The organism is Falsiroseomonas sp. E2-1-a4 (assembly GCF_051433165.1).
Taxonomy (GTDB): Bacteria; Pseudomonadota; Alphaproteobacteria; order Acetobacterales; family Acetobacteraceae; genus Falsiroseomonas.
In genome coordinates, this window is the sequence record NZ_JBHMFS010000006.1 from 206,822 (window position 1) to 228,394 (window position 21,573).

Annotated in this window: 21 protein-coding genes; 11 read left to right on the forward strand and 10 right to left on the reverse strand. The window is 70.1% G+C overall.

Annotated features, from left to right (window positions below):
• The first annotated feature begins 4 nt into the window (after positions 1–4).
• From ACFHNC_RS09105 to ACFHNC_RS09125, 5 genes are read left to right on the forward strand one after another with little or no spacing between them, the layout of a single operon-like run.
• Positions 5–916: an SDR family NAD(P)-dependent oxidoreductase gene (locus ACFHNC_RS09105; protein WP_168051738.1), complete on the forward strand. Its 912-nt coding sequence runs from the start codon at positions 5–7 to the stop codon at positions 914–916.
• Positions 916–2,067, forward strand: coding sequence for an acyl-CoA dehydrogenase family protein (locus ACFHNC_RS09110; protein WP_437168909.1), 1,152 nt, complete (start codon positions 916–918; stop codon positions 2,065–2,067). Before ACFHNC_RS09105 ends, ACFHNC_RS09110 begins: the two co-directional genes overlap by 1 nt.
• Positions 2,064–4,106 (forward strand): acetate--CoA ligase family protein, encoded by a 2,043-nt coding sequence (locus tag ACFHNC_RS09115; protein ID WP_437168910.1) that lies wholly within the window; start codon positions 2,064–2,066, stop codon positions 4,104–4,106. The genes ACFHNC_RS09110 and ACFHNC_RS09115 overlap by 4 nt, the downstream gene beginning before the upstream one ends.
• A gap of 22 nt (positions 4,107–4,128) precedes the next feature.
• Positions 4,129–4,941, forward strand: a complete 813-nt coding sequence (locus ACFHNC_RS09120) for a nitroreductase family protein (RefSeq protein ID WP_437168911.1) — start codon at positions 4,129–4,131, stop codon at positions 4,939–4,941.
• Entirely contained in the window at positions 4,934–5,611 is a 678-nt protein-coding gene (locus ACFHNC_RS09125; RefSeq protein WP_437168912.1) for an NUDIX hydrolase, read from the forward strand. The genes ACFHNC_RS09120 and ACFHNC_RS09125 overlap by 8 nt, the downstream gene beginning before the upstream one ends.
• Before the next feature lie 3 nt (positions 5,612–5,614).
• On the opposite strand, the gene ACFHNC_RS09130 is transcribed toward ACFHNC_RS09125, so the two are convergent.
• From ACFHNC_RS09130 to ACFHNC_RS09150, 5 genes are read right to left on the reverse strand one after another with little or no spacing between them, the layout of a single operon-like run.
• Complete coding sequence (locus tag ACFHNC_RS09130; protein ID WP_437168913.1) at positions 5,615–6,487, reverse strand: MBL fold metallo-hydrolase; 873 nt, start codon at positions 6,485–6,487, stop codon at positions 5,615–5,617.
• Entirely contained in the window at positions 6,484–7,395 is a 912-nt protein-coding gene (locus tag ACFHNC_RS09135) for a DMT family transporter (RefSeq protein ID WP_437168914.1), read from the reverse strand. Before ACFHNC_RS09135 ends, ACFHNC_RS09130 begins: the two co-directional genes overlap by 4 nt.
• Positions 7,395–8,429 carry a DMT family transporter gene (locus ACFHNC_RS09140; RefSeq protein WP_437168915.1) on the reverse strand — a complete coding sequence of 345 codons (1,035 nt, stop codon included), beginning with the start codon at positions 8,427–8,429 and terminating at the stop codon, positions 7,395–7,397. Before ACFHNC_RS09140 ends, ACFHNC_RS09135 begins: the two co-directional genes overlap by 1 nt.
• A complete protein-coding gene (locus tag ACFHNC_RS09145; RefSeq protein ID WP_437168916.1) occupies positions 8,422–9,255 on the reverse strand; it encodes an FAS1-like dehydratase domain-containing protein in 834 nt (277 codons plus the stop codon). Before ACFHNC_RS09145 ends, ACFHNC_RS09140 begins: the two co-directional genes overlap by 8 nt.
• Positions 9,255–10,859: a hypothetical protein gene (locus ACFHNC_RS09150; RefSeq protein WP_437168917.1), complete on the reverse strand. Its 1,605-nt coding sequence runs from the start codon at positions 10,857–10,859 to the stop codon at positions 9,255–9,257. Before ACFHNC_RS09150 ends, ACFHNC_RS09145 begins: the two co-directional genes overlap by 1 nt.
• 187 nt (positions 10,860–11,046) lie before the next feature.
• Between ACFHNC_RS09150 and ACFHNC_RS09155 the strand changes: the two genes are divergently transcribed.
• Genes ACFHNC_RS09155 through ACFHNC_RS09180 form a run of 6 tightly spaced genes read left to right on the forward strand, consistent with a single transcriptional unit; the run spans position 11,047 to position 15,095 of the window.
• Positions 11,047–11,757, forward strand: a complete 711-nt coding sequence (locus tag ACFHNC_RS09155; RefSeq protein WP_437168918.1) for a class I SAM-dependent methyltransferase — start codon at positions 11,047–11,049, stop codon at positions 11,755–11,757.
• 13 nt (positions 11,758–11,770) lie between these two features.
• Positions 11,771–12,781, forward strand: coding sequence for a glycosyltransferase family 2 protein (locus ACFHNC_RS09160; RefSeq protein WP_437168919.1), 1,011 nt, complete (start codon positions 11,771–11,773; stop codon positions 12,779–12,781).
• Entirely contained in the window at positions 12,778–13,128 is a 351-nt protein-coding gene (locus tag ACFHNC_RS09165) for a DMT family transporter (protein WP_437168920.1), read from the forward strand. Before ACFHNC_RS09160 ends, ACFHNC_RS09165 begins: the two co-directional genes overlap by 4 nt.
• A gap of 5 nt (positions 13,129–13,133) precedes the next feature.
• On the forward strand, positions 13,134–14,279 hold the full coding sequence (locus tag ACFHNC_RS09170) for an MFS transporter (protein WP_437168921.1): 1,146 nt from the start codon (positions 13,134–13,136) through the stop codon (positions 14,277–14,279).
• A 10-nt stretch (positions 14,280–14,289) separates the two neighbouring features.
• Positions 14,290–14,688 (forward strand): DUF3574 domain-containing protein, encoded by a 399-nt coding sequence (locus tag ACFHNC_RS09175; RefSeq protein WP_437168922.1) that lies wholly within the window; start codon positions 14,290–14,292, stop codon positions 14,686–14,688.
• Positions 14,689–14,714: 26 nt separating this feature from the next.
• On the forward strand, positions 14,715–15,095 hold the full coding sequence (locus ACFHNC_RS09180; protein WP_437168923.1) for a rhodanese-like domain-containing protein: 381 nt from the start codon (positions 14,715–14,717) through the stop codon (positions 15,093–15,095).
• A 3-nt stretch (positions 15,096–15,098) separates the two neighbouring features.
• On the opposite strand, the gene ACFHNC_RS09185 is transcribed toward ACFHNC_RS09180, so the two are convergent.
• From ACFHNC_RS09185 to ACFHNC_RS09205, 5 genes are all read right to left on the reverse strand, one after another.
• The gene (locus tag ACFHNC_RS09185; protein ID WP_437168924.1) at positions 15,099–15,791 is read right to left on the reverse strand and encodes a lysophospholipid acyltransferase family protein; all 693 of its coding nucleotides are present in this window, start codon (positions 15,789–15,791) and stop codon (positions 15,099–15,101) included.
• Between the two features lies 1 nt (position 15,792).
• Complete coding sequence (locus ACFHNC_RS09190) at positions 15,793–16,767, reverse strand: phosphatidate cytidylyltransferase (RefSeq protein ID WP_437168925.1); 975 nt, start codon at positions 16,765–16,767, stop codon at positions 15,793–15,795.
• The gene (locus ACFHNC_RS09195; protein ID WP_437168926.1) at positions 16,764–17,432 is read right to left on the reverse strand and encodes a CDP-alcohol phosphatidyltransferase family protein; all 669 of its coding nucleotides are present in this window, start codon (positions 17,430–17,432) and stop codon (positions 16,764–16,766) included. The genes ACFHNC_RS09190 and ACFHNC_RS09195 overlap by 4 nt, the downstream gene beginning before the upstream one ends.
• 67 nt (positions 17,433–17,499) lie before the next feature.
• Positions 17,500–17,988, reverse strand: a complete 489-nt coding sequence (locus ACFHNC_RS09200; protein WP_437168927.1) for a DUF305 domain-containing protein — start codon at positions 17,986–17,988, stop codon at positions 17,500–17,502.
• 53 nt (positions 17,989–18,041) lie between these two features.
• Complete coding sequence (locus tag ACFHNC_RS09205) at positions 18,042–20,873, reverse strand: phosphoenolpyruvate carboxylase (RefSeq protein WP_437168928.1); 2,832 nt, start codon at positions 20,871–20,873, stop codon at positions 18,042–18,044.
• Between the last annotated feature and the right edge of the window lie 700 nt (positions 20,874–21,573).

Sequence of the window (21,573 nt, forward strand, 5' to 3'; positions counted from 1 at the left end):
CGGGATGATGCTCGAAGGCAAGGTGGCAATCGTCACCGGGGCGGGCGGCGGCATTGGGCGGGAGATTGCACTCGCCATGGCGCTGGCCGGCGCCTCCGTCGTGGTGAACGACATCGGCGCGAGCCTGACGGGCGAAGGCCCGACCTCCGCCACCCCCGGCGAGCAGACGGTGGCCATCATCCACCAGCGCGGTGGCAAGGCGGTGGCAAATACCGACAGCGTGGCGGAATGGGGCAGCGCGCAGCGGATCGTGGCGCAGGCGATGGACGCCTTTGGGCGCATCGACATCGTGGTGAACAATGCCGGCATCCTGCGCGACCAGATCTTCCACAAGATGTCGCCGGAGGAATGGCTGGCGGTCATCAATGTGCATCTGAACGGGTCGTTCTTCGTCAGCCGTGCCGCGGCGGAGCAATTCCGCAAGCAGGGCAGCGGCGCCTATGTGCACATGACGTCCACCTCCGGCCTCATCGGCAATTTCGGCCAGGCGAATTATTCCGCGGCGAAACTCGGTGTGGCGGCGCTGTCGAAGTCGATCGCGCTGGACATGCAGCGGTTTGGCGTGCGGTCCAATTGCATCGCGCCGTTTGCGTGGTCGCGAATGACCAGTTCCATCCCGTCCTCGACCGAGGCCGAGAAGGCGCGCGTGGCGCGGTTGCAGCAGATGACACCGGACAAGAATGCGCCGCTGGCGGTGTTCCTGGCCTCAGACGCGGCGAAGGACGTGACGGGCCAGATTTTCGCGGCGCGGCACAATGAGCTGTTCCTGTTCAGCCAGCCGCGCCCGATCCGCTCCACGCATCGCGGTGAGGGCTGGACGCCGGAGACGATCGCCGAGACCGCCCTGCCCGCTCTGCGCAGCCATTTCCTGCCGCTCGATCGCTCCGGCGACGTGTTTTCCTGGGATCCCGTCTGATGGATTTTTCGCTCACCGAGGAACAGGTTGCGTTCCAGGATTCCGTCCGCCGCTTCGCCGAGCAGCACCTGGCCAAGGACGCGCTGGCCCGCGCGCATGATGAGCGCTTCCCCTGGGATGTCGCCAAGCTGATGGCGGAGAACGGGCTGTTCGGCATCATGGTGCCGGAAGCCGATGGCGGCCAGGGTGGCACGCTGTTCGACGCGATCCTGGCGATGGAACAGATCGCCTATGTCTGCCCGCGCAGCGCGGATGTGCTGCAGGCCGGCAATTTCGGCGCTTTTCGCACCTTTGCCGAATACGCCACGCCGGACCAGAAGACGCGCTACTTCGAACCGCTGCTGCGCGGCGAGACCATCGCGGCCGTGGGCATGACGGAGCCGGATGCCGGTTCCGCCCTGACCGACCTCAAGACCACCGCGACAAAGGTCGAAGGCGGCTACCGCCTCAATGGCGGCAAGGTGTTCACCTCGAACACCGAGGATGCCGGCGTTTTTGTCATCTATTGCCGCTTTGGCCCGGGCGTGAACGGCATCGGCTCCGTGTTGCTGGAGCGCGGGATGGAGGGTTTTCGGCTCGGCCAGCCCAGCCGCTACATGAACGGCGAGACCTGGTGCGCGCTGTATTTCGACGATGTCTTCGTGCCCGACGCCAACCTGCTGCTGGGCGAAGGCGGATTCCGCAAGCAGATCGCGGGCTTCAATGTGGAGCGTGCGGGCAACACGACGCGGGCGCTGGCGCTCGGCGAATACTGTTTTCGGCAGGCCAAGGCGCATGCGGAACAGCGCAAGCAGTTCGGGCGGGCGCTGATGGAATTCCAGGGTCTGCAATGGAAGTTCGCGGAAATGCGCGTCGCGCTGGATAGCGCGCAGCTGCTGCTGTACCGCGCCGCCGTGCGCGCCAAGGACGGGCTGCCGGATGCGCAGGACGTCGCGATGGCGAAGTACGCCTGCAACCAGGCGGGCTGGATGTGCTCGAATGAATCCATGCAGATCATGGGCGGCACGGGCTACAGCCAGGATTTGCTGATCGAGTATTGCGTGCGCAAGACGCGCGGCTGGATGATCGCGGGCGGCAGCCTGGAAGTGATGAAGAACCGCATTGCCGAGGGTGTCTTCGGCCGCAGCTTTTCGCAAAGGCCGCCCAAGTGACGAAGCTGGCGCAGGCGCTGCTCAATCCGCGCCGCATCGCGCTGATCGGCGCCTCCGCCGACGAACAGCGACTGACGGCGCGGCCGCAGCGCTATCTGCGCCGGCATGGATTCACCGGAGAATTGTTCCCGGTGAATCCGCGGGCGGCGGAGGTATTGGGCGAGCGCGCCTATGCCTCGCTGGCTGACATCCCGGGCGAGATCGACTTTGCTTACATTCTGCTCGGCACGGACAACGTCGAGGCGCATGTTGTGGCCTGTGCCGCGCGCGGCATTCCGGTGGCCTGCGTGCTGGCCGATGGGTTTGCGGAAGCGGGTCCGGAAGGTGCGGCCCTCCAGGCGCGCGTGCTGGCCGCGGCGCAGGCCAGCGGGCTGCGGCTGCTCGGGCCGAATTCCATGGGCGTGGTCAACCTGCATGCCCGCACGGCGCTGACCACCAATGCGGCGCTCGAAGCCGAGGATCTGCCAGCCGGGCGCGTGGCACTCGTCTCGCAGTCCGGTTCCATGATGGGGGCGCTGCTGTCGCGCGGCGCGGCGCGGGGCTTGGGCTTCTCGCATCTGATCGGCACGGGGAACGAGGCGGATCTGACGGCCGGGGAGATCGCCTCCCTGCTGCTGGATGATCCGCATGTGGATGCGGTCGCGCTGTTCCTGGAAGCGATCCGTGCGCCGGAACAGATGGCCGCCGCTGCCGCCAAGGCGCGCGAGCTGCGCAAGCCGATCATCGCGCTGAAGCTCGGCCGCAGCCCCTTTGGCGCGGAGCTTGCCACCAGCCATACCGGCGCCTTGGCCGGCAGCGATGCGGCGGCGGATGCCTTCTTCCGCGCGCATGGCATCCTGCGCGTCTCCATGCTGGAATCGCTGCTGGAACTGCCGCTGCTGGTCGCGGGGCGGCGCGCGCCGGCGCGCAACTACCGCGCCGTTAGCGTGATGACGACAACGGGCGGCGGCGGCGCCTTGGCCGTCGATGCGCTCGGCGTGCTGGGCATCGAGGCGCGCAAGCCGGATGCGAAGGCGGCCGCGAAGCTGGAGGCGGCGAATTTCAACGCACATGCGCGGCTGCTGGACCTGACCCTGGCCGGCGCACGGCCGGATCGCGTCATTGCCGCGCTGGATGCGCTGCGCGCAGCGGAAGATACGGGCCTGGTGCTGGCCGTCATCGGCTCCTCCGCCCAGTTCCGGCCGAAGGATGCGGTGGCGGGCATCGTCGAGGGGGTGAAGGTGCCGGGCAAGCCGGTGGCGGCCTTCCTGGCCCCGCAGGCCGAGGCGTCGCTGCGCCTGCTGGCGGAGGCCGGCATCGCCGCCTTCCGCACCGCCGAATCCGCGGCCGATTGCATCAATGCGTTCTGCGCCTGGCAGGCGCCGCGCGACATTGCCGAAATGGCCGCACCGGCCATCACCCTGCCGGCGCGGCCGGATGAGGCGGATGCGCGGGGGGTGTTCGCGGCGCTCGGGCTGGAATCGCCCTTCGCCGTCATGCAGGACACGCCGCCGGAGGGCATGCGTTACCCGGTTGCGCTGAAAATCCTCTCGCCGGATCTGGCGCACAAGACGGAGGTGGGCGGCGTCGCGCTGAACATCGCCGATGCGGCGGCACTGGCCGAGGCGGCGTCTGCCATGCGCGCGCGCGTCACCGCCGCGGCGCCGGGGGCGAAGATCACCGGGATGCTGGTGCAGCCCATGGCGAAGGGGCTGGCGGAGGCCATTCTCGGCTTCCGGCGGGACCCGGAGGTGGGACCGGTGGTGCTGCTGGGCGCCGGCGGCGTGCTGTCCGAACTGCATCGCGACATCGCGCTGCGCCTGGCGCCGGTGGACCTCGACACGGCGCGGGAGATGATCGCGGAGGTGCGCGCGCTGAAGCCGCTTTCGGGCTGGCGCAACCTGCCGCTCGGCGATCTGGAGGCGCTGGCGCAGGCCGTGGTCGCGGCGTCCCGCCTCGCTGCGGTGGAGCAGGTGGCGGAGGCGGAAATCAACCCGCTGATCGTCGGCAAGCCGGGCGAGGGCGTGACCGTCGCCGATGCCTGGCTGGTATTGCGCTAAACTGCGTGGGAGGCTGCGGCACATGGACACCGAAACCCTGATCCGCGGCCGCTACGGCGCGCTGCCCTTCGCCCCCCCCGCCGAAATCCCCGCCGGCCTGGCGATGCTGCTGGACCGGCGGGTGACCCGCAGTTACCGGCCGGACCCGGTGCCGGATGCGCTGCTGGACCTGGTGCTGGCCGGCGCGCAATCCGCGCCTGCGAAATCCGATTTGCAGCAATTCTCCATCCTGGTCACGCGGGATGCGGTGAAGATCGCGCAGGTGGCGGATGCGATCGGCACCATGCCCTGGATCAAGCAGGCGCCGGTGCTGCTGCTGTTCTGTGGCGACATCCGGCGCGGTCGGCAGATCTGCGCGGCGCATGGCCGCGAACACGCCAATGACAGCATCGACACTTTCCTGAATGCGAGCGCCGACGCGGCGCTGGCCATGGGCTTCGGCATCATGGCGGCGGAGGCCCTGGGCCTCGGTACCTGCCCGATCTCCTATGTCCGCAACAATCTGGCGCTGGTGCAGGGGCTGTTCGGGCTGCCGGAGGGGGTGTTCCCGCTGGCCGGGCTGACGCTCGGCTTTCCAGAGCGGCGCAACGAGACCTCGCCGCGGCTGCCGCCTTCCGTGGTGGTGCATCGGGAGGTGTATGACGATAGCGGCCTCGCCGCCGCGCTGCCCGGCTATGATGCGCTGCGCCCGCCGGGCAAGCCGCGCTATCCGGATGTGCATGGGCCGAAGGCGGAGGGCTGCACCTGGTCCGAGAATGCGGCGCGGCAGCTATCCGTGCCGGAGCGGGCCAATTTCCGCGCCTGGCTGGCGACGCGGGGCATCAACCTTGTCTGACCCGACAGCCGACAATCCCGGTGGCACCGGTGACCTGGTTCCGTCGCCCCGCAAGCGCACGGTGGTGCCGCGCCATGCGTCGAGCTTGATCGTCTGGCGGCAGGGCTCGGGCGAGCCCGAGATCCTGATGGGCATGCGCCACCCCAAGCACAAATTCATGCCCAGCATCCTGGTCTTCCCGGGCGGTCGCGTGGATCGGGGCGACCACGGCGTGAAGGCAGTTTCCGAGATGAAGCCGGAGACGTTTGGGTTGCTGGCGCAGCGGGCGAAACCCTCGCTGGCGCGGGCGCTGGGCGTGGCGGCCGTGCGCGAATTGTATGAGGAAACCGGGCTGCTGCTGGGTGAGCGGAAGGGGCAGAGGTTGCTCGCGGACCTCGCGCCGCTGGACTACCTCTGCCGCGCCGTGACGCCGACGACGCGCAGCATGCGCTTCAACGCCCGCTTCCTGATCGCACCGGCGGAGGCGGTGCGGGGTGAGATCAGCGGGTCTGGGGAGCTGGAGGGGCTGGCCTGGTACGGGCTGCGCGCGGCGCGGGCGGCGAAGCTGGCGGATATTACGGCCAAGATCCTCGGCGAGTTCGCCGAATGGCTGGACGTGCCGGCGGAGCGGCGCGCGGAGCGGCCGCGCATTGTCTTCAGGGGGCAGGACAACCGGATGAGCGACGGCTGAAATTCAACGCGGCTCGAAGCTGTCCCCGTCCCGCGCGGCCTGGCCCTCGGCGGCCAGCTTGATCAGATGCGCCAGCAGGCTGCGTGCCGCCGCTGGAACCAGCTTCGCATCCAGCACGGGGCCATAGACCGCAGGCACCAGTTCCAGCGCCGTGGCGCGCTGGGCGACGCGCAGGGCATCCAGCACTTTCGCCTCCCGCTCCCGCCGATGCGCCGCCAGCGCCGCGACGAAGGGCGCGGGGTTGGGCAGGGGCGGGCCGTGGCCGGGCAAGTACAGGCGGGCATTGTGCGCGGCCAGCTTGTCGAGCGAGGCCATGTAGGCGGCCATGTCGCCATCCGGCGGGCTGACCACGGTGGTGGACCAGCTCATCACATGGTCGGCGCTGAACACCACGCCGTCTTCCCGCGCGAAGCACAGATGGTTGGCGCAATGGCCGGGCGTGTGGATCGCGGTCAGGCGGAATTCCTCACCCTCCAGCACCGCGCCGTCGGCCAGGGTCACATCCGGTGTGAAGCCATGGTCGCCCCCCTCCCCGCCCTGGTCGGGCGGCGTCAGGTGCGGGCCGAAGCCGTAGCTGCGTGCGCCCGTGGCTGACTGCAAGGCGGCGACGCCGGGGGAATGGTCGCGATGGGTGTGGCTGACCAGGATGTGGGTGATGGTCTCGCCCGATGTCGCGCGCAGGATGGCGGAAAGCTGCGCGGCATCCGCCGGCCCAGGGTCCAGCACCGCCACGCGGCCCTGGCCGATGAGGTAGGTGTTGGTGCCACGCCAGGTGAAGGGGCCGGGATTGTCGCACAGGATGCGCCGCACACCGGATGCCACCTCCGCCACCACGCCGGGCGGCAGCGGATCCTCGCGCAGGAAGGGAATGCTCATCGCTTTTTTCCTCGGCGCATGATCTCGCGGTGCATGATGTAGAGGCTGGCCAGCACGATGGCCGCAGCGCCGGCCAGCGTCGAGAGGCCCGGCACGTCGCCGAAGGCCACCCAGCCGAACAGCACGGCCCAGAGCAGCGATGAATAGGAATAGGGCGCGAGGAAGGACACCTGCGCGCTGGCCCAGGCCTCCGTCAGAAGCACCTGCGCGGCGCCACCGATCAGGCCGATGGCGATCAGCATCGCGAGGTCGGCGGGCCCCGGCGTGACCCAGACGAAGGGCAACGCGAACAGGGTGAAGAAGGTCATCAGCAGTGATTGCCACAGCACGATGGTGCCGGAGGTCTCGGTGGAGGATAAAGTGCGGACCAGCATGGTGGTGCCGGCCGAGAACAGCCCATGCGCCAGCGCCGCCACCATGCCCCAGCGCGCCGCACCGCCGAAATCGCCGGTGAAGGCGCCTTGGCCGAGGGCGATGATGACGATGCCGAGGAACCCCACCAGCACCGCACTGGCGCGATGGATGCCCACCTTCTCACCCAGCAGCGGAATCGACAGCAGCGTGACGAAAAGCGGCGTGGTGTTGGTCAGCGCCGTATGCTCGGCCAGCGGCAGCAGGCCCAGCGCGAAGAAGGCGCAGGCCTGCGCCGCCGTGCCGGTGAATGCGCGCAGCACATGGCCAGGGAAGCGCTTCGTCCGCAGCGTGCCGACCAGGTCGCCGCGCAGGCCGATGCGATGCATCACCACCAGCACCACCACCGGCAGGGCGAAGAAGCTGCGGAAGAACATCTGTTCGACGAAGTGGATCCGGTCCGCCAGTTCCTTCACCAGCACGCCCATACCCGTGAACAGGGCGCAGGCCAGCAGCATGTAGACCACGCCGCGCTTCGGATCATGCCGGAGCGCCATCAGCGTCGCCGCGCCGCGGCGCGATCCTCGCGGCTTGCCGCGGCGCGATCCTCGCGGCTTGCCGCGGCGCGATCCTCGCGGCTTGCCGCGGCGCGATCCTCGCGGCTTGCCGCGGCGCGATCCTCGCGACGTCGCACCTGTTCGCGGTGCAGGTTGTACAGGCCCGCGCTGATGACCACGGCGGCGCCGGCCACGGTGTACCAGCTCGGCACCTCCGCCCAGATCAGGAAGCCAAGCACGCCGCCCCACAGCAGCGTGGTGTATTCGTAAGGCGCAAGTGCTGAGACCGGAGCGATGGCGAAGGCGCGGGAAAACAGCAGATGCGCGAAGCCATTCGCCATGCCGAGGAAGGCCAGGCACAGGAAGATGTCCCAGCGCGGCACCAGCGGGCCGAGTGGCGGAAACACCGGCAGCAGAAGAATGCCCACCGGCACATGCGCCGCCAGCAGCCAGAAGGCGATGGTCTGCGGCGTATCGGTGGCCGCCAGCACGCGGGTCCAGATGCGCGTCAGGCCGAGGGTCGCGGCGCCGGCCAGCAGCATCGCCGCCTCCCACCGCCACAGCTCGCCGCCGGGTTGCAGGATGATCATCACGCCGACGAAGCCGACGCAGGTGCTGGTCCAGCGGCGCCAGCCCACCTTCTCCCCCAGCAGCGGAATCGCCAGCAGCGTCATGATCAGCGGCGCCGCGGCATTCACGGCGTAGGAGGCGCCGAGCGGGAAGGCGTTGAACCAGGCCAGGTAGAAGGCCACCGTCACCACGCAATGCAGCAGGGACCGCAGCGCCAGCAGCGGCTTGCGCACCGGCATCAGGCCCCGCCCGCGCACCAGCAGCGCGATCGCCAGCATGCCGAAGACGCCGCGCCAGATCATCGCGACGGCGACGCCGACCTCGGGCAGCGCCCATTTCACCGCGGCATCGGCGGCGGAGATCACGGTGTAGCCGGCGACGATGATACCGATGCCGCGCAGCGTGTCCTGGGTCAGCGGCAGCAGCGGCAGGATGCGCGCGGCTACCGGTTTTCGATCACGCAACAGCCGGGGCCAGCACGGCTTCGGCCTGCATGCAGGTGGCGCCGGTCTCGTCCCGCGTCTCCAGCTTCACCTCCTCACCCGCCACCCGGCCGAGCACGGTCAGGGGGCGGCTGTCGAAGGCCGGGCGGCGGCCGCGGAAGGCGAAGCTGTGCAGGCGCTGGCCGGGGGCGTGGTCCAGCGCGTGCTGGGCCATCAGCGTCGCCTGCAAGGGACCATGCACCACCAGCCCGGGATAGCCTTCCTCCCCGGTGACGTAGGGGTGGTCGTAATGGATGCGGTGGCCGTTGCCGGTGAGTGCGGAATAGCGGAACAGCATCACCGGGTCCGGCAGCACGGTGGCGGTGGCCGCATCCGGCCAGGCCTCGGCGGCCGGGGCGGGCTTCACGGCGGCGCCCTCGGCCCCGCGATAGACGATGTCCTGCTCCTCCTCCAGCGCCAGGCCCTTGGGTCCGTGCAGCAGGTGGCCGACGGTGACGAAGACCAGGCGGCCGGAGCCGCCGGATTTCTCCGTGACCTTCAGGATGGTGCTGGTGCGCGTCACGATGTCATCGGCATGCAACGCAACAGGGTGGAAGCGCAGCCGCCCGCCGGCCCACATGCGGCGCGGCAGGTCGTGCACCGGGGGCAGGAAGCCGCCGCGCTTCGGGTGGCCATCCGGGCCGATCTGGTCCGGCATCACCCAATCCTGGAAGAACATCCAGTGCCACAACGGCGGCAATTCGGCCGGCACCGGGCGGCCAAGCGTGGCGGCCATGCCGCGCAGCAGGCGGGGGTCCAGCCGGTCCTCGCGGGTTTCCGTGCGGCCGACGTAATCCTGATGCGACATCAATCCTCGCGCAGATAGAGAAGATAGGTGTTCATGTGCACCACCCGTGTGTAGTGCCGCCAGGTCTCGGCGAAGGCGGGGTGGCGGGTGAAATAGGCGATCGGGTCGAAATCCTCCGCCCCGCAGCGGGGGATGCCGGAGTTCTTGGCGACCAGTACGGCACCCGGCGGGGCGCGGGCGAAATCCTCCGCCACGGTGCGATAGACCAGGAATTCGGGGCGCGACATCTCCCACGGTTCGCGGTAGCGCGGCGCGCCCTCGGGGCAATTGGGATAGGCGCCGATCAGCAGCCACAGATTCATCGTCCGCAGCGTGGAGCGTGCGCGGGCGTAGTTCAGCGCCGGATAGACCGGGTAGATGTCGGGCGAGAGCACCAGCAGGCGCTCCCCCGCAACCTCCCGCTTCAGCGTGGCGGTCAGTTGGCCTTCGGCCAGGCTGGCGTACCAGATCTGCCGCCAGGGGCTTTCGCCGCGCACATGCACGATCGTCACGGCGACGACCAGCGCCAGGGCCAGGGCTGGTGCCGCCTCCGCCGCGCGGCCGGAAGGCAGGGCGCGGTCGAACCAGCGGGCCACCACCCAGCAGGCCATCAGCGCGGTCGCCATGGCCATCGGCACCACGTGATAGGACCAGCCCTTGTGCTGCACCCAGGCGGAGAGCAGCCCACCCACCGCGACCGCCGCCAGCATCCGCGCCGGCATCCCGGCGCCCTTCCAGGCGAGCAGCGGCAGCGTCACCAGCAACGCAATTAGCGCCGGGCCGAGCTGGTTGGTGAACAGCACGTCGAACAGGCCGATGCCGCCATTGTCCAGGTAGAATTCCATCACCAGCGGCACGACGAAGCCGAGATAGTCCGGGAAGAACACCGGCAGGCTGGCCAGGTACAGCAGCCAGACCCCGGCCATGATCCAGGGCAGCCGGTCCCGCAGCGCCGCGGCCGGGCCGCGATGCAGCAGCACCAGCGCCTCCACCAGCGCCGGCACCGCCAGGAAGTGCGGCTTCAGCGCGAAGCCCACCGCGGCGGCGATGGTCACCGTCATCGCCAGCCCGCCCGGTGTCGGCAGGCCCTGTGCCCGGCGCGCCGCCAGCAGGGCGTAGGGCAGCGCGAACAGCCCCATCAGGTGCTCCCGCTGGCCCACATCATAGGCGACCATGACGATGATGAGCGGGATCAGCGCGTTCAGCGCCGCGGCCTCGACCGGGCCTTCCTCGATCCCCTGGCGCAGCCGCGCGCAGAGCCACCAGGCCAGGCCACAACAGGCCAGCACGCAGAGCAGCCAGGACTGCACGATATCCAGCGGCGTGAAACGGTCGACCAGCGCCGGAATCGCCGCCAGCACGAAGATCAGCGGCGGGTTCACGTCGATCAGGTCGCGGAACAGCGATTCGCCGCCAACCCAGCGTTCGGCGAAGTTCAGGATGGCCGCTACGTCGTGGTTCAGCGGTGGCGTCAGCACCACCATCAGGAAAAACAGCGCCGGCAGGGCGGCCAGGACACGCAGCAGCCCGGCCCAGTTCGCCGGCTCGGCGGGGCTGAAGCTGCGCGGTGCCGGGGCGGCCTCGGCAATCGGGTGGGCCGGCTTGGGGCGGTGTTTCGGGGTCATGAACGGCTCACTGAAGCCGCATCCTCGGCGGGCTTGCCGGAAGGTGCAACCGCATTGCGGCGCGCATGCGGCGGGGCTGCCCTGCCCAGGCTGCGAGGCAGCCGCCTTATCGCCGCCTTGGGGAAGCCTTGCGGATGCCCCGGTGCGGCGTCAAAACCGCGTGGTGGAACCTGCAGAATACGAATTGATGGACGCGGCCGAGGACGGCATGTGGTGGTTTCGGGCCGCCCATGCCCGGATCCTCGACGCGCTCCGCCACCGCCCCGGCGTCGCCGGGCCCGTGCTCGATGCCGGTTGCGGCACGGGCGGCTTCCTGCTGCGCCTGGCGCGGGATTTGCCGGACAGGCCGGCGATGGGCCTGGAATACATGGCGACTGCGGCGCACCGCGCGGCCCAGAAATCCGGGCGGCCGGTGGCGGCGGGGGATGCCAATGCCCTGCCCTTCGCCGATGCCAGCTTCGGCGCGGCGGTCTCCATCGACGTGATCTGCCATGCCGGTGTGGACCCGGCCCGCGGCATGGCCGAACTGCACCGCGTGCTGCGGCCCGGCGGCACCGTGGTGCTGAACCTGCCGGCCTATGAATGGCTGCGCAGCGCGCATGATGCGCGCGTGCACACCGCCCGCCGCTACACCGCCGGCCGCGCCCGCGCGCTGCTGGAGGAGGCGGGCTTCAACCAGGTTTCCGCCCGTTATTGGAACGGCCTGCTGCTGCCGCTGATGGCCCTGCAACGCAAGGTGCTGCACGCGCGCGCGGATGCCCCCAGCGACGTGACCAGCTTCCCCCCCTGGATCGACAAGACCCTGCACGCCGTCTCGGAGATCGAGCGGCGGATCGGCGGCGCGGGCATTGCCATGCCCGGCGGCGGTTCCGTCCTCGTCATCGGCACGCGGCCTTGACGGAGAACGCGACGTGACTGAGATCCTGGCCCCGCCTACCGGCGCCTTCGAAGCCGACCTCGAGGCGGGATTGTCCTCCCGCGGCACGCCGGTCGGACTTTCCATCGTCGTCCCGGTCTATCGCGGGGCCGGCACGGTTGGCGCGCTGGTGGCGGCGCTGTCCGCGCTGCGGCCGGCCGGCGGGCTGGAGATCATCCTGGTGAATGACGGCAGCCCGGACAATTCCGGCGAGGTCTGCCGCGCGCTCGCCGCCAGCGCCACCGTGCCACTGGTCTATGTGGAACACGCCCGCAACTTCGGCGAGCACAACGCCGTCATGTCCGGGCTGCGCCAGGCCCGCGGCGCCTATGTCATCACCATGGATGACGACCTGCAGAACCCGCCGGAGGAGGTGGTGAAGCTGTACGACCATGCCCGCCTCGGCGGCTGGGACGTGGTCTATACCCGCTACGCGAAGAAGGAGCATGAGGGCTGGCGCAACCTCGGCAGCCGCTTCGCCAATGGCGTGGCGGACATGCTGCTGGACAAGCCGAAGGGGCTGTACCTGTCCTCCTTCCGTTGCATGAGCGCCATGGCGGTGCGGGAAGTGGCGAAGTACAGCGGGCCGTACCCTTACGTGGACGGGCTGCTGATGCAGGTGACGCAGCGGCTGGACAGCATCGAGGTGAAGCACCTGCCGCGGGCCGAGGGCCTGTCCAACTACACGCTGAAGCGGCTGGTGCTGCTGTGGCTGAACCTCGCCACCAATTTTTCGGTGCTGCCGCTGCGGCTGGCGATCCTGGCCGGCGCGGTGATGGGCGTGTTCGGGCTGGTCGCCGCGGCCGTGGTGCTGTTCGAGGGGCTGAGCGGGGAGACACCCTCCGGCTGGGCCTCGATGATGACGGTCACGCTGCTGGTGGCTGGCGTGCAGTTCCTGATTCTCGGCGTGCTGGGTGAATATGTTGGCCGCGCCTTCCTCTCGGCCAATGGCAAGCCGCAGGGCGTGGTGCGGGATGTGGTGCGGGCCGGGGGCGCCGAACGGTGATCACTGCCTGGGTCACCCTGGCGGCCGCCATCACCACCTCCCTCATCGGGCAGATCCTGCTGAAGGCGGGCGCATCCGGCTCCGTCGCGGCGGAGGCCGGGTTCGTGGACCAGTTGTTCCGCTGGCAGACGATTGTCGGACTTGGCTGCTACGGGGGCGCGGCGCTGCTGTACATCATCGCCCTGCGCAAAATCCCGATGTCGGTCGCGCTGCCCTGCACGGCGGCGAGCTATGTGGTCATCGCGCTGATCGGCTGGGGCATGTTCGGGGAAAGCCTGGGGATGGCGAAGATCGCGGCGATCGGACTGATCTCCGCCGGCGTGGTGCTGCTGGCGACCACAGCCTGAAAGCGATGCGGCCCGGGCTGGTCCTCGCGGCGCTCGGCGTCACGCAGATCCTGGGCTGGGGCACGGCATATTTCCTGCCCGGCGTGCTGGGGCCGGCGATGGAGCGGGACCTCGGCCTGGCGCCGGGGCGGGCCTTTCTCGGCATCGCCATCCTGCTCGGCCTGGCCGGGTTCCTGTCCCCGGTCGTGGGGCGGTTGATCGACCGGCACGGGGCGCGGCCGGTGATGGCCTGCGGGTCCCTCACCTTCGCCGCGGGGCTGGCCCTGCTGGCGGTATCGGCAAACTGGGTGCAGGCGCTGGGGGCCTGCCTGGTGCTGGGCCTGGCCGCGTCCCTGGCGTTGACGGAGGCCGCCAATGCGGCGCTGGCGGCGCTGGGGGCGGGCCGCGCGCGGCGGCGGCTTGGGTTGCTGGCGCTGGCCTCCGGCCTGTCCTCCATCGTCACCTGGCCGGCGTTGGCGGCGCTGGAGGCGGCGTTTGGCTGGCGCGGCGCGGTGCTGGCCTCGGCTGCGGTGCACCTGCTGGTGGCGCTGCCGCTGCATCTGGCCTGCGTGCCGGCGGCGCCCCGCGGGGCGCGGCCGGCGCGGGTGGCGGGCGGGGTTCTGCCGCCACGGCTGCGCTGGCTGTCGGCCGCCTTCGCCATGCAGACGCTGGTGGGCAGCGCCATCCTGGCGAATATGGTGCTGCTGGTGGAGGCGCTGGGCATGGCGCGCGGCAGCGCCATCTGGTGGGCTGCCCTCATCGGCCCGGCGCAGGTGGCGGCACGGCTGCTGGATGTAGTGGGCGGCGGGCGGTTCAGCGCCATGGCCACCGCCTCCGTCGCGCTGCTGTTGATGCCGCTGGCGCTGCTGATGCCGCTGGTGGCGCCGATCGGCGTCGCGTTGGCGGCACCCGTTTTCGTGCTGGCCTATGGGCTGGCCTCCGGACTCATGTCCGTGATGCGTCCGGCCTGCCTGATCGAGCTGCATGGCACGGATGGCTACGCCACCGTCGCGGGCCGGGTGATGGCGCCGGTGACCGCCGCCATGGCGGTGGGGCCGGCCCTTTTCGCGCCGCTGATCTTCGCGCTGGGGGCGGAGGCGGCGCTGGCGCTGGCGGCCTTCGGCGCGCTGGGCAGCCTGTTGCTGCTTCGCATCGCCGCACGGACGATTTAGGGTTTGCGGCATGAGGTTCCTGCCCCTGCTTCTGCTGCTGGCCGCCTGCGCCACCCCGCCGCCGCCCTGCCCGCCCGGCACCCAGGCCGCGACGATGCTGGAGGGCTATTTCGGCCGCAATGCGGGCGGGGCGGAGGTGGTGGATGATGCCGCCTGGGCCGGTTTCCTGGACCAGAGGGTGACCCCCGCCTTCCCCGACGGCCTGACGGTGCTGGACGGCGCCGGCCAGTGGCGCGGCGCCAGCGGGCGCCTGGTGCGGGAGCGCAGCAAGCTACTGGTGGTGGCGATGCCCGGCGCGACGCCGGCTCAGGCGCTGGCGCGGATCGACACCGTCATCGCCGCGTTTCGCGCCCGCTTCGCGCAGGAAAGCGTGATGGTGACGACAGCCGAGGCCTGTGTGAGATTCTGATCCCACCAACGGAGGAACCCAAGACCATGCCCACCACCGTCAAGGACATGCTCGCCGCCGCCAACGCCGCCGTGCCGCGCATCTCCGCCGCCGAGGCCCGCACCCTGGCGGCCAATCCGCAGACCGTGCTGCTGGATGTGCGCGACGCGGCGGAGGTGAAGGCCTCGGGCAAGGCGAAGGGTGCGGTGGCGGTCTCCCGCGGCCTGCTGGAATTCCGCGCCGATCCGGAAAGCCCGGTGCATGAGGCCGTCTTCGACAGGGCCAAGACCATCATCATCTACTGCGCCTCCGGCGGCCGCGCCGCGATGGCGGGCAAGACGCTGAAGGACATGGGCTATACCGATGTCCGCAATCTCGGCGGCTTCAAGGATTGGGTCGAGGGCGGCGGCGAGGTGGAGATCGGCTGAGGGTCACGGCGCCCCGGATAGCCGCAGCACCGCCGCGCGGCAGGCCTCGGTCAGCGCCGCGCGGTCCTCGCTCGGCAGCGCGGCGCCGATCCGCACCGTCAGCTTGCGCGGCCGCGGCAATTTGCGCTGCGGCGGCCAGGCGGCGTGGGCGCCCTCGATCCAGCAGGGCACCACCGGCACGCCCGTGCCGGCCACGATGGTCGCCAGACCGGCCTGGAACGGCCCCATCGCGCCGTCCCGGCTGCGCGTGCCTTCGGGGAACAAGATGTAGACCAGCCGGTCCTCCACCAGGCGCTCCCGCAGCGTCGCGATCTCGCCGCGCTTGGTGCGGCCGCGCCAGAGCGGGAAGGCGTTGATGGCATACGCGGCGAAGGCGGCGCCGAGACCGCTGCCGAAGAACACCTCGCCGGCGGCCAGCGCATGGGCGGATCGCGCGGCTTCTCCGCGCAACGCGGCCGCCAGCACCAGCGCATCCAGATGGCTGCCGTGATTGGCGACCAGGATGAAGGGCGGCGGGGGGAGGTTTTCGCGCCCCGTCACCTCCAGCCGGTGGAACAGGCGGAAATAGCCGCGCAGCAGCGTGCGCCAGGCGCCGTTCACCGCCATGCCGACCAGGCCGCGCTCGCGCTTCAGGCTGCGCCAGCGGTCGCCCGCCGCAAGATCCAGGTCGCGCGCGGGGCGGAGCTTCCAGTCCATCTCAGCCGCCGCCGGTGAACAGGCGCACCGGCTGTCCCGCGCCGAAGCCGACGAAATATTGGATCAGGTGGAACACCGCCGGCGCCACCAGCAGCAGGCTGTTGAAGCGGTCCAGGATACCGCCATGGCCCGGCAGCACCACGCCCATGTCCTTGATGCCGATGTCGCGCTTGATGGAGGACAGCATCAGGTCGCCGCTCTGCCCCGCCACGCTGACCAGCACGCCGAACAGCGCCAGCCAGTGCCAGGCCGCCATCCCGATGCCGCCGAACAGCGCGGCGCCGATCAGCGCCACCACGCTCGCCGTCACCACCACCGCACCGAGCGCGCCCGAGATCGTCTTGTTCGGGCTGGTCGCGGGGAGCAGCTTGCGCCCGCCGATCAGCTTGCCGCAGGTGAAGGCGGCCACATCGTTCAGCGCCACCGCGGTCAGCAGCAGCAGCACAAGCGGGCGGTAATTCGCGTCATTCGCCATGTAGCCGAGATGCGCCAGGCCGGCGCCGAACAGCATGTAGCCCAGCACCGCCAGCCCCACGCGCTGCACATAGCCCGAGGGCCGGTCGAGCGGGATGGAGGCCACCGCCAGCACGCAGATGGTCAGCGGCCAGAGCGCGACGAAGAAGCCGTACCAATGATCGAGCGCCGCGAAATTCACCGCGAGGATGCCGAGCACGACCACGGCCGAGAGCAGCCTTTCCCGGAACAGCCCCGTCGCCCGCGCATATTCGCGGTAGCAGAGCAGCCCGAGCACGGTGACCGCGCCGATGGTCCATTCCCGCCCCGCAAGCACCGGCCCGATCATCAGCGGCAGCAGCACGCACCAGGAGCCGAGCCGCAGCCAAAGCTCCTTCCGCAGGTCCGGCTGCACCTTGCCGCTGACGGAGAGCAGGCCGATGGCCAGGGCGGCGGCGACCACCACGCCGATGGTGGCGGAGACGATCCAGACCGTGACGGGATGCGCGAAGGCCGTACTCATGAGCGCCCCCGCAGGAACCGATAGGCGGCGTGCAACCGGCGCCAGGCGGTCAGCAGGGACAGCGCCAGGATGATCCAGAGCGCCACCACCGGCACGCCCGCCGCCCAGGCCGTCGGCGCCAAGCCGCACCACAGCGCCACCACCGTTACCAGCGCCATGCGGTGCGGCTTGGCCATCGGCCCGCGGAAATCGCTCGGCGCGCCCGCAGCCCGCGCCACGCTGCGGACATAGGCGGTGGCCATCGCCGCCAGCGCCGCCGCACAGCCAAGCACCGGCGCACCGGCCGCAATGCCCAGCCCGACTAGCGCCGCGGTGTCGGAGACCCGGTCCGGGACCTCGTTGAACAACTCCCCGGCCGGAGAGGCGATGCCGCGGCCGACCGCCACCATGCCGTCGAGCATATTGGCCAGCAGGCGTAGCTGGATCAGCAGCGCGGCGACCAGCCACAGCAGCCAGCGCCCCTCATCCCATTCGGGCACCAGTCCCAGGGCGAGCCCGGCAAACAGCCCCGCCACCATCCCCGCGATCGAGATCGCATCCGCCGACGCCCCACGGGCCACCAGCCATCCGGCCAGCTTCTGCGTGATGCCCAGTTCGCGCGCCGCAATCGGCCGCCTGTCGCCGCTTTCCGCCATGCTGTCCTCGATTTCGAACGAGGATGGCATGCGGCCTGGGGGGCGCACAGATGCGCGCCACGCCCAGCCGTTTCAAATGGTTGCGGCCTTGGTCGTGCTACGGCCTGCGCGGCGGCAGCGCCGGGGCCTCGGCGGGGCTGGGCTGCTGCGCCAGGCTGGCCAGCAGGTCGCGCATCTGGCGAATCTCACGCTCCTGTGTCGAGATGATCTCATCGGCCAGTTGGCGCACCCGCGGGTCCTGGATGGTGGCGCGGGTGCTGGTCAGCACGGCGATGGAGTGGTGCGGGATCATCGCCCGCATCCACGCCTCCTCCCCCACCGTCACCTGGCTGCGGACCAGCCAGAGTGAGGCGGCGAACACCACAACGCCGCCGCCCAGGATGGCCCAATTGGCGCGACGGTTCGGGTACATGCCGAACATGAAGCCCATCATGATGACGGCCATCACCCCGCCCATCAGAAGCGCCATCCACAGCCGCGTCTGGCTGAAGGCGATGTGGTCCAATTCCCAGGTGTTCAGGTACATCAGCCCGAACATGACAGTGGTGGAAACCGCGATCATCGCGGCGAAGCGGCCATAGCCCATGGCGGCAATCCTTGTCGTTCTGCACAGGGTGAACGACAGGCGCCGCCAAGGGTTCAGCCGAAGGCGCCCACCTCATGCGCGATGGCGGCCGAGCATTCCCGCACCTGGGCGAACAGCCCGGCCATCGGCGTGAAGATCGCGACGTGTTCCGCGGCGTAGGAGGCGCCGCCACGGCCCGGTGCGGGTTCATGGAAATCCAGGCTGCTGGCCGGGTCGGGGCGGGAGGGGAAGACCTCCGCCAGCAAAGCCAGGGCGCGATCAACATCGAGTTGCAGGATGCCGCGGATCAGCGCGTCCCGCGTCGCCCCGTGCCGCGGGCTGAATTCCGGAATCTGGACCGCCAGCAGCCAGATGCGATGGATCAGCGCCAGTCGCAGCGCATGCAGCAGCACCAGCCGGTCCGGCATCCGCGGCAAATCCGGCCAGGCGGCGCGCAGTGCCAGGTGATCCGCCTGGAGGTGCCGGAACATGCGGCGCACATCGGAGGACAGGCCGAGGCGTTCCAGCGCGGCGGCTACACCCATCAATTCCTCCCGCCGCCCCGGGCGCCTGGTGGCGCCGGCGCGGTCGAGCCAGGGGCCGGGGTCCAGCGTATCCACCCCCGCCCGCAGCACGCCGAGGTCGGAACACGCCGCAGCACGGGCGGCCATCGCCACCGCGCGGGCGAAACGCGGGCTGCGGGCCAGCATATCCGCAAAACCGTCCGGATTGGCGGCCACCGCCGCACCCAGCCCATGCAGCGTATTCGCCAGCCAGCCCATCTGCTGCAGGATCGCGTTGTTCGGGATGGCGCGAAGCTGCGATGGGTGGGTGATCCGCGCAGGCCCGCCCATATCCGATTGCCGCGCCGAGGGCCGTGACCCGGTGCGGTCCAGCAACCCGGGCCCAAAGGCGCCGAGCAGCGCGGCATAGCCCGGGTCTTCCACCAGCACCTGCATTTCCCGCCGGATGGTGGCGAAGAAATCCGCGCCGTAGTCGCTTTCGGCATAGATCGGGTCCGGCTCCGTGGCCGGTGCTGCGAAGGCGTGTTCGGCGATGCGGGCGATGGTCGCAGCCGCCAACGCAGGTGTGCCGAACAGCAGATAGCCATCGCCGCCCTGGAAGCTGCTCTCCTCCCGCAGCTTCAGACCCGCCTTGGCCAGCGCCGCCCGCGCCTGGGGCGGGGAGAGGTAGTCCAGGCGATCCGCGAGGCTGTCCGGGTGCCCGCCGCGACCGATGCTCTCGCCATGGGTATCGAACAGCACAAGCTCGATCTCGGACAGGTCATGCCGGCGAAGCTGGTCCGCCAGACGCAGCTTCAGGCGCTCCGCCAGATAGCTGGCCGGCAACTGGCCGACATAGCGGCCGGAATCGGAATAGCCGAATTGCAGGCACAGCCGGCCATGGGCGCGGAGGTAGTCGCGGAAGAAGGGGCTGCGCAGCGCCTCCTCCACCACCCTCTCGCCCCGCTCCAGCGCCTCCGCCGTCTCGAACAGGGGCGAGATCTCGACATGGCGCTCGATGCCCAGGCGCTTCGCCAGCCATAGCGCGCCGAGCAGCGTGTAGCCGCTTTCCGTCTCCGCGATCAGGAAGCGCACGGGCTGGGAGGCATCCACATGCTTGGTGATCTGCGCCACCGTCATCATCAGCCGCACGGCGGAGGCCTGTTCGGCCAGCAGCGCGCCGAAATCCAATGGCTGCGGCGTGACCTCCGCCAGCGCCGCATTCACCTGCGCCAGCAACCCGCGGCGGCTGGCCATGTCGTCCGGGCTGGCGGTCAGGCCAAGGCGCTGGCGCAGGGCGTTGTGGATCTGGCTGGCGTTCAGCCTGGTGTGGGTGTGTGCCAGCGCCAGGCCGTGGCCTGCCAGCCCGGCGCGGGCGATGGCGAACGCCAGCCGCGTCGCCTCGTCCGGTGCCGCAGCGATGGCGGCGGGGAATAGTCCGACGAGCGGGCCGGGGTCGGTCAGCGCCGCCTCCCGCTCCTCGATCAGCACCGCGGCGAAATGCTGCACCGCCTCCGGCACCGGGGTCTGCGGAACGGCCTCCAGCTGCCGGGCCACGGCGGCCTCCGCCAGGGCGGTGCGGGCGGAAAGCGCCGCCGCACAGGGGCCGAGAGGCGCAAGCTGCGCGGCCAGGCGCTGCAATTGCAGGCGCTTCATGGTCAGGCGCAGGCCGATCGTGTCCCACCAGCCGATATCGGTGCGGCCATCCGTGTCGTAGCCGACCCAGGAGGTCAGCAGGATCGGCGCCGGCAGCAGCGCCTGCCAGCGATCGCCCCAGATGCCGCGCGCGGCGCGCAACAGCGCCGCATTGAACCCATCCAGCGCATCCCGGCCGCGCTGGATGGCCGCCACGGCCTGGACGAATTCCTCGGTCAGCGTCGGCGCCGCCGGGCGGTGCGACAGGCCCGGCGGGAAATCCACCCCGGAGGCCGCTGCGGCCACCGCCGCGCCGGTGCAGGGGGGCAGGGAGAAAGTGGGGTGGGCGGTGAACACCGCGGCAAAACGCGGACGCTCCACCACCTCCCGGAATGCGGCGAAGGGCACCGGGCTGTCCTCCGGATCCGGCCGCACCAGCCGGGCAGCCAGCGCATCCAGCGTCTCCGCACCACGATCCAGCCCGACATAGGCCGCCAGCCGCCGGGCGCGGTCCGCAGCCGCTGTATCGGCAAGCCGCGCGATCAGCCCCCCAACCGAGGCCGCATCCAACCGCCCATCATCCAGCCGCCGGCTGATCGCCAGCGCAATCAACAGAACCGGATCTCCAAAGGGATCGGTCGCAGCCGCCTCCCTCGCCTCCCGCAATTGCAGCAGCAGCGAAGCAATGGTCTCACCAACGCCATCCGCCTTGGGCAGCACAGCATCGGGGCGAGGTTCGGCGTCCAGCGCCTGTTGCATCCGGTCCATGACCCCGATGCTGCACCTGCGAAGGCGCCGAACGCCAGCCGGTTCTTGCAGGGGTGGCGCCTGGTTGATGAGGGGAGTCCTGCGAGAGGGCTTTGCCCCCTCGCGCTCCCCCACGAAGGGTCAGTGGACCCTTCGAACCCATGAATCATGAGCAGGAAGGGAGAGGGGGCCGAAGCGACCGCATGTTCTGCGCGCCTGCTGGCCCCCTCTCCCTTCCTGCTCAAGTCCCGTGGTCCAGGAGGCCACTGCCTCCTGGCGGGAGGGTGCAGGGAGCGTGGAGCCCCCTTCACCGAACTCGCATCCGATAGGGTCTCCACCCTTGCCAAGGTTGGGGTCGAGGGTTCGAATCCCTTCGCCCGCTCCAATTTTCCCTAACAAAATCAAGTATTTACGACCCACCCGATGGGGCCGCCTACCCGGAACATTTGTTCCTGGGGGCCGGATAGGGTGCCGTTTTTCAGTGGCTGTAGGCGGTTTTCGGCGAACGTCGGCGAACAGTCGGTCATGAGGTGACTCGAATAGGGTCTGGTCGGCCAGGCTGTGGGTTGTCCCAGGGTCGCCCCGCTGGCCGGTTCGTCGTCGTCCGTATCGCGAATGGCGTGACCCTCCACAGGGGCCACCGATGATGTCGCAGCGCTCCGGCCAGCAAGGCACGCACCGGTGAGACCAGGCGCCGCCGAGTGGGCGGCCTGTGACAAAC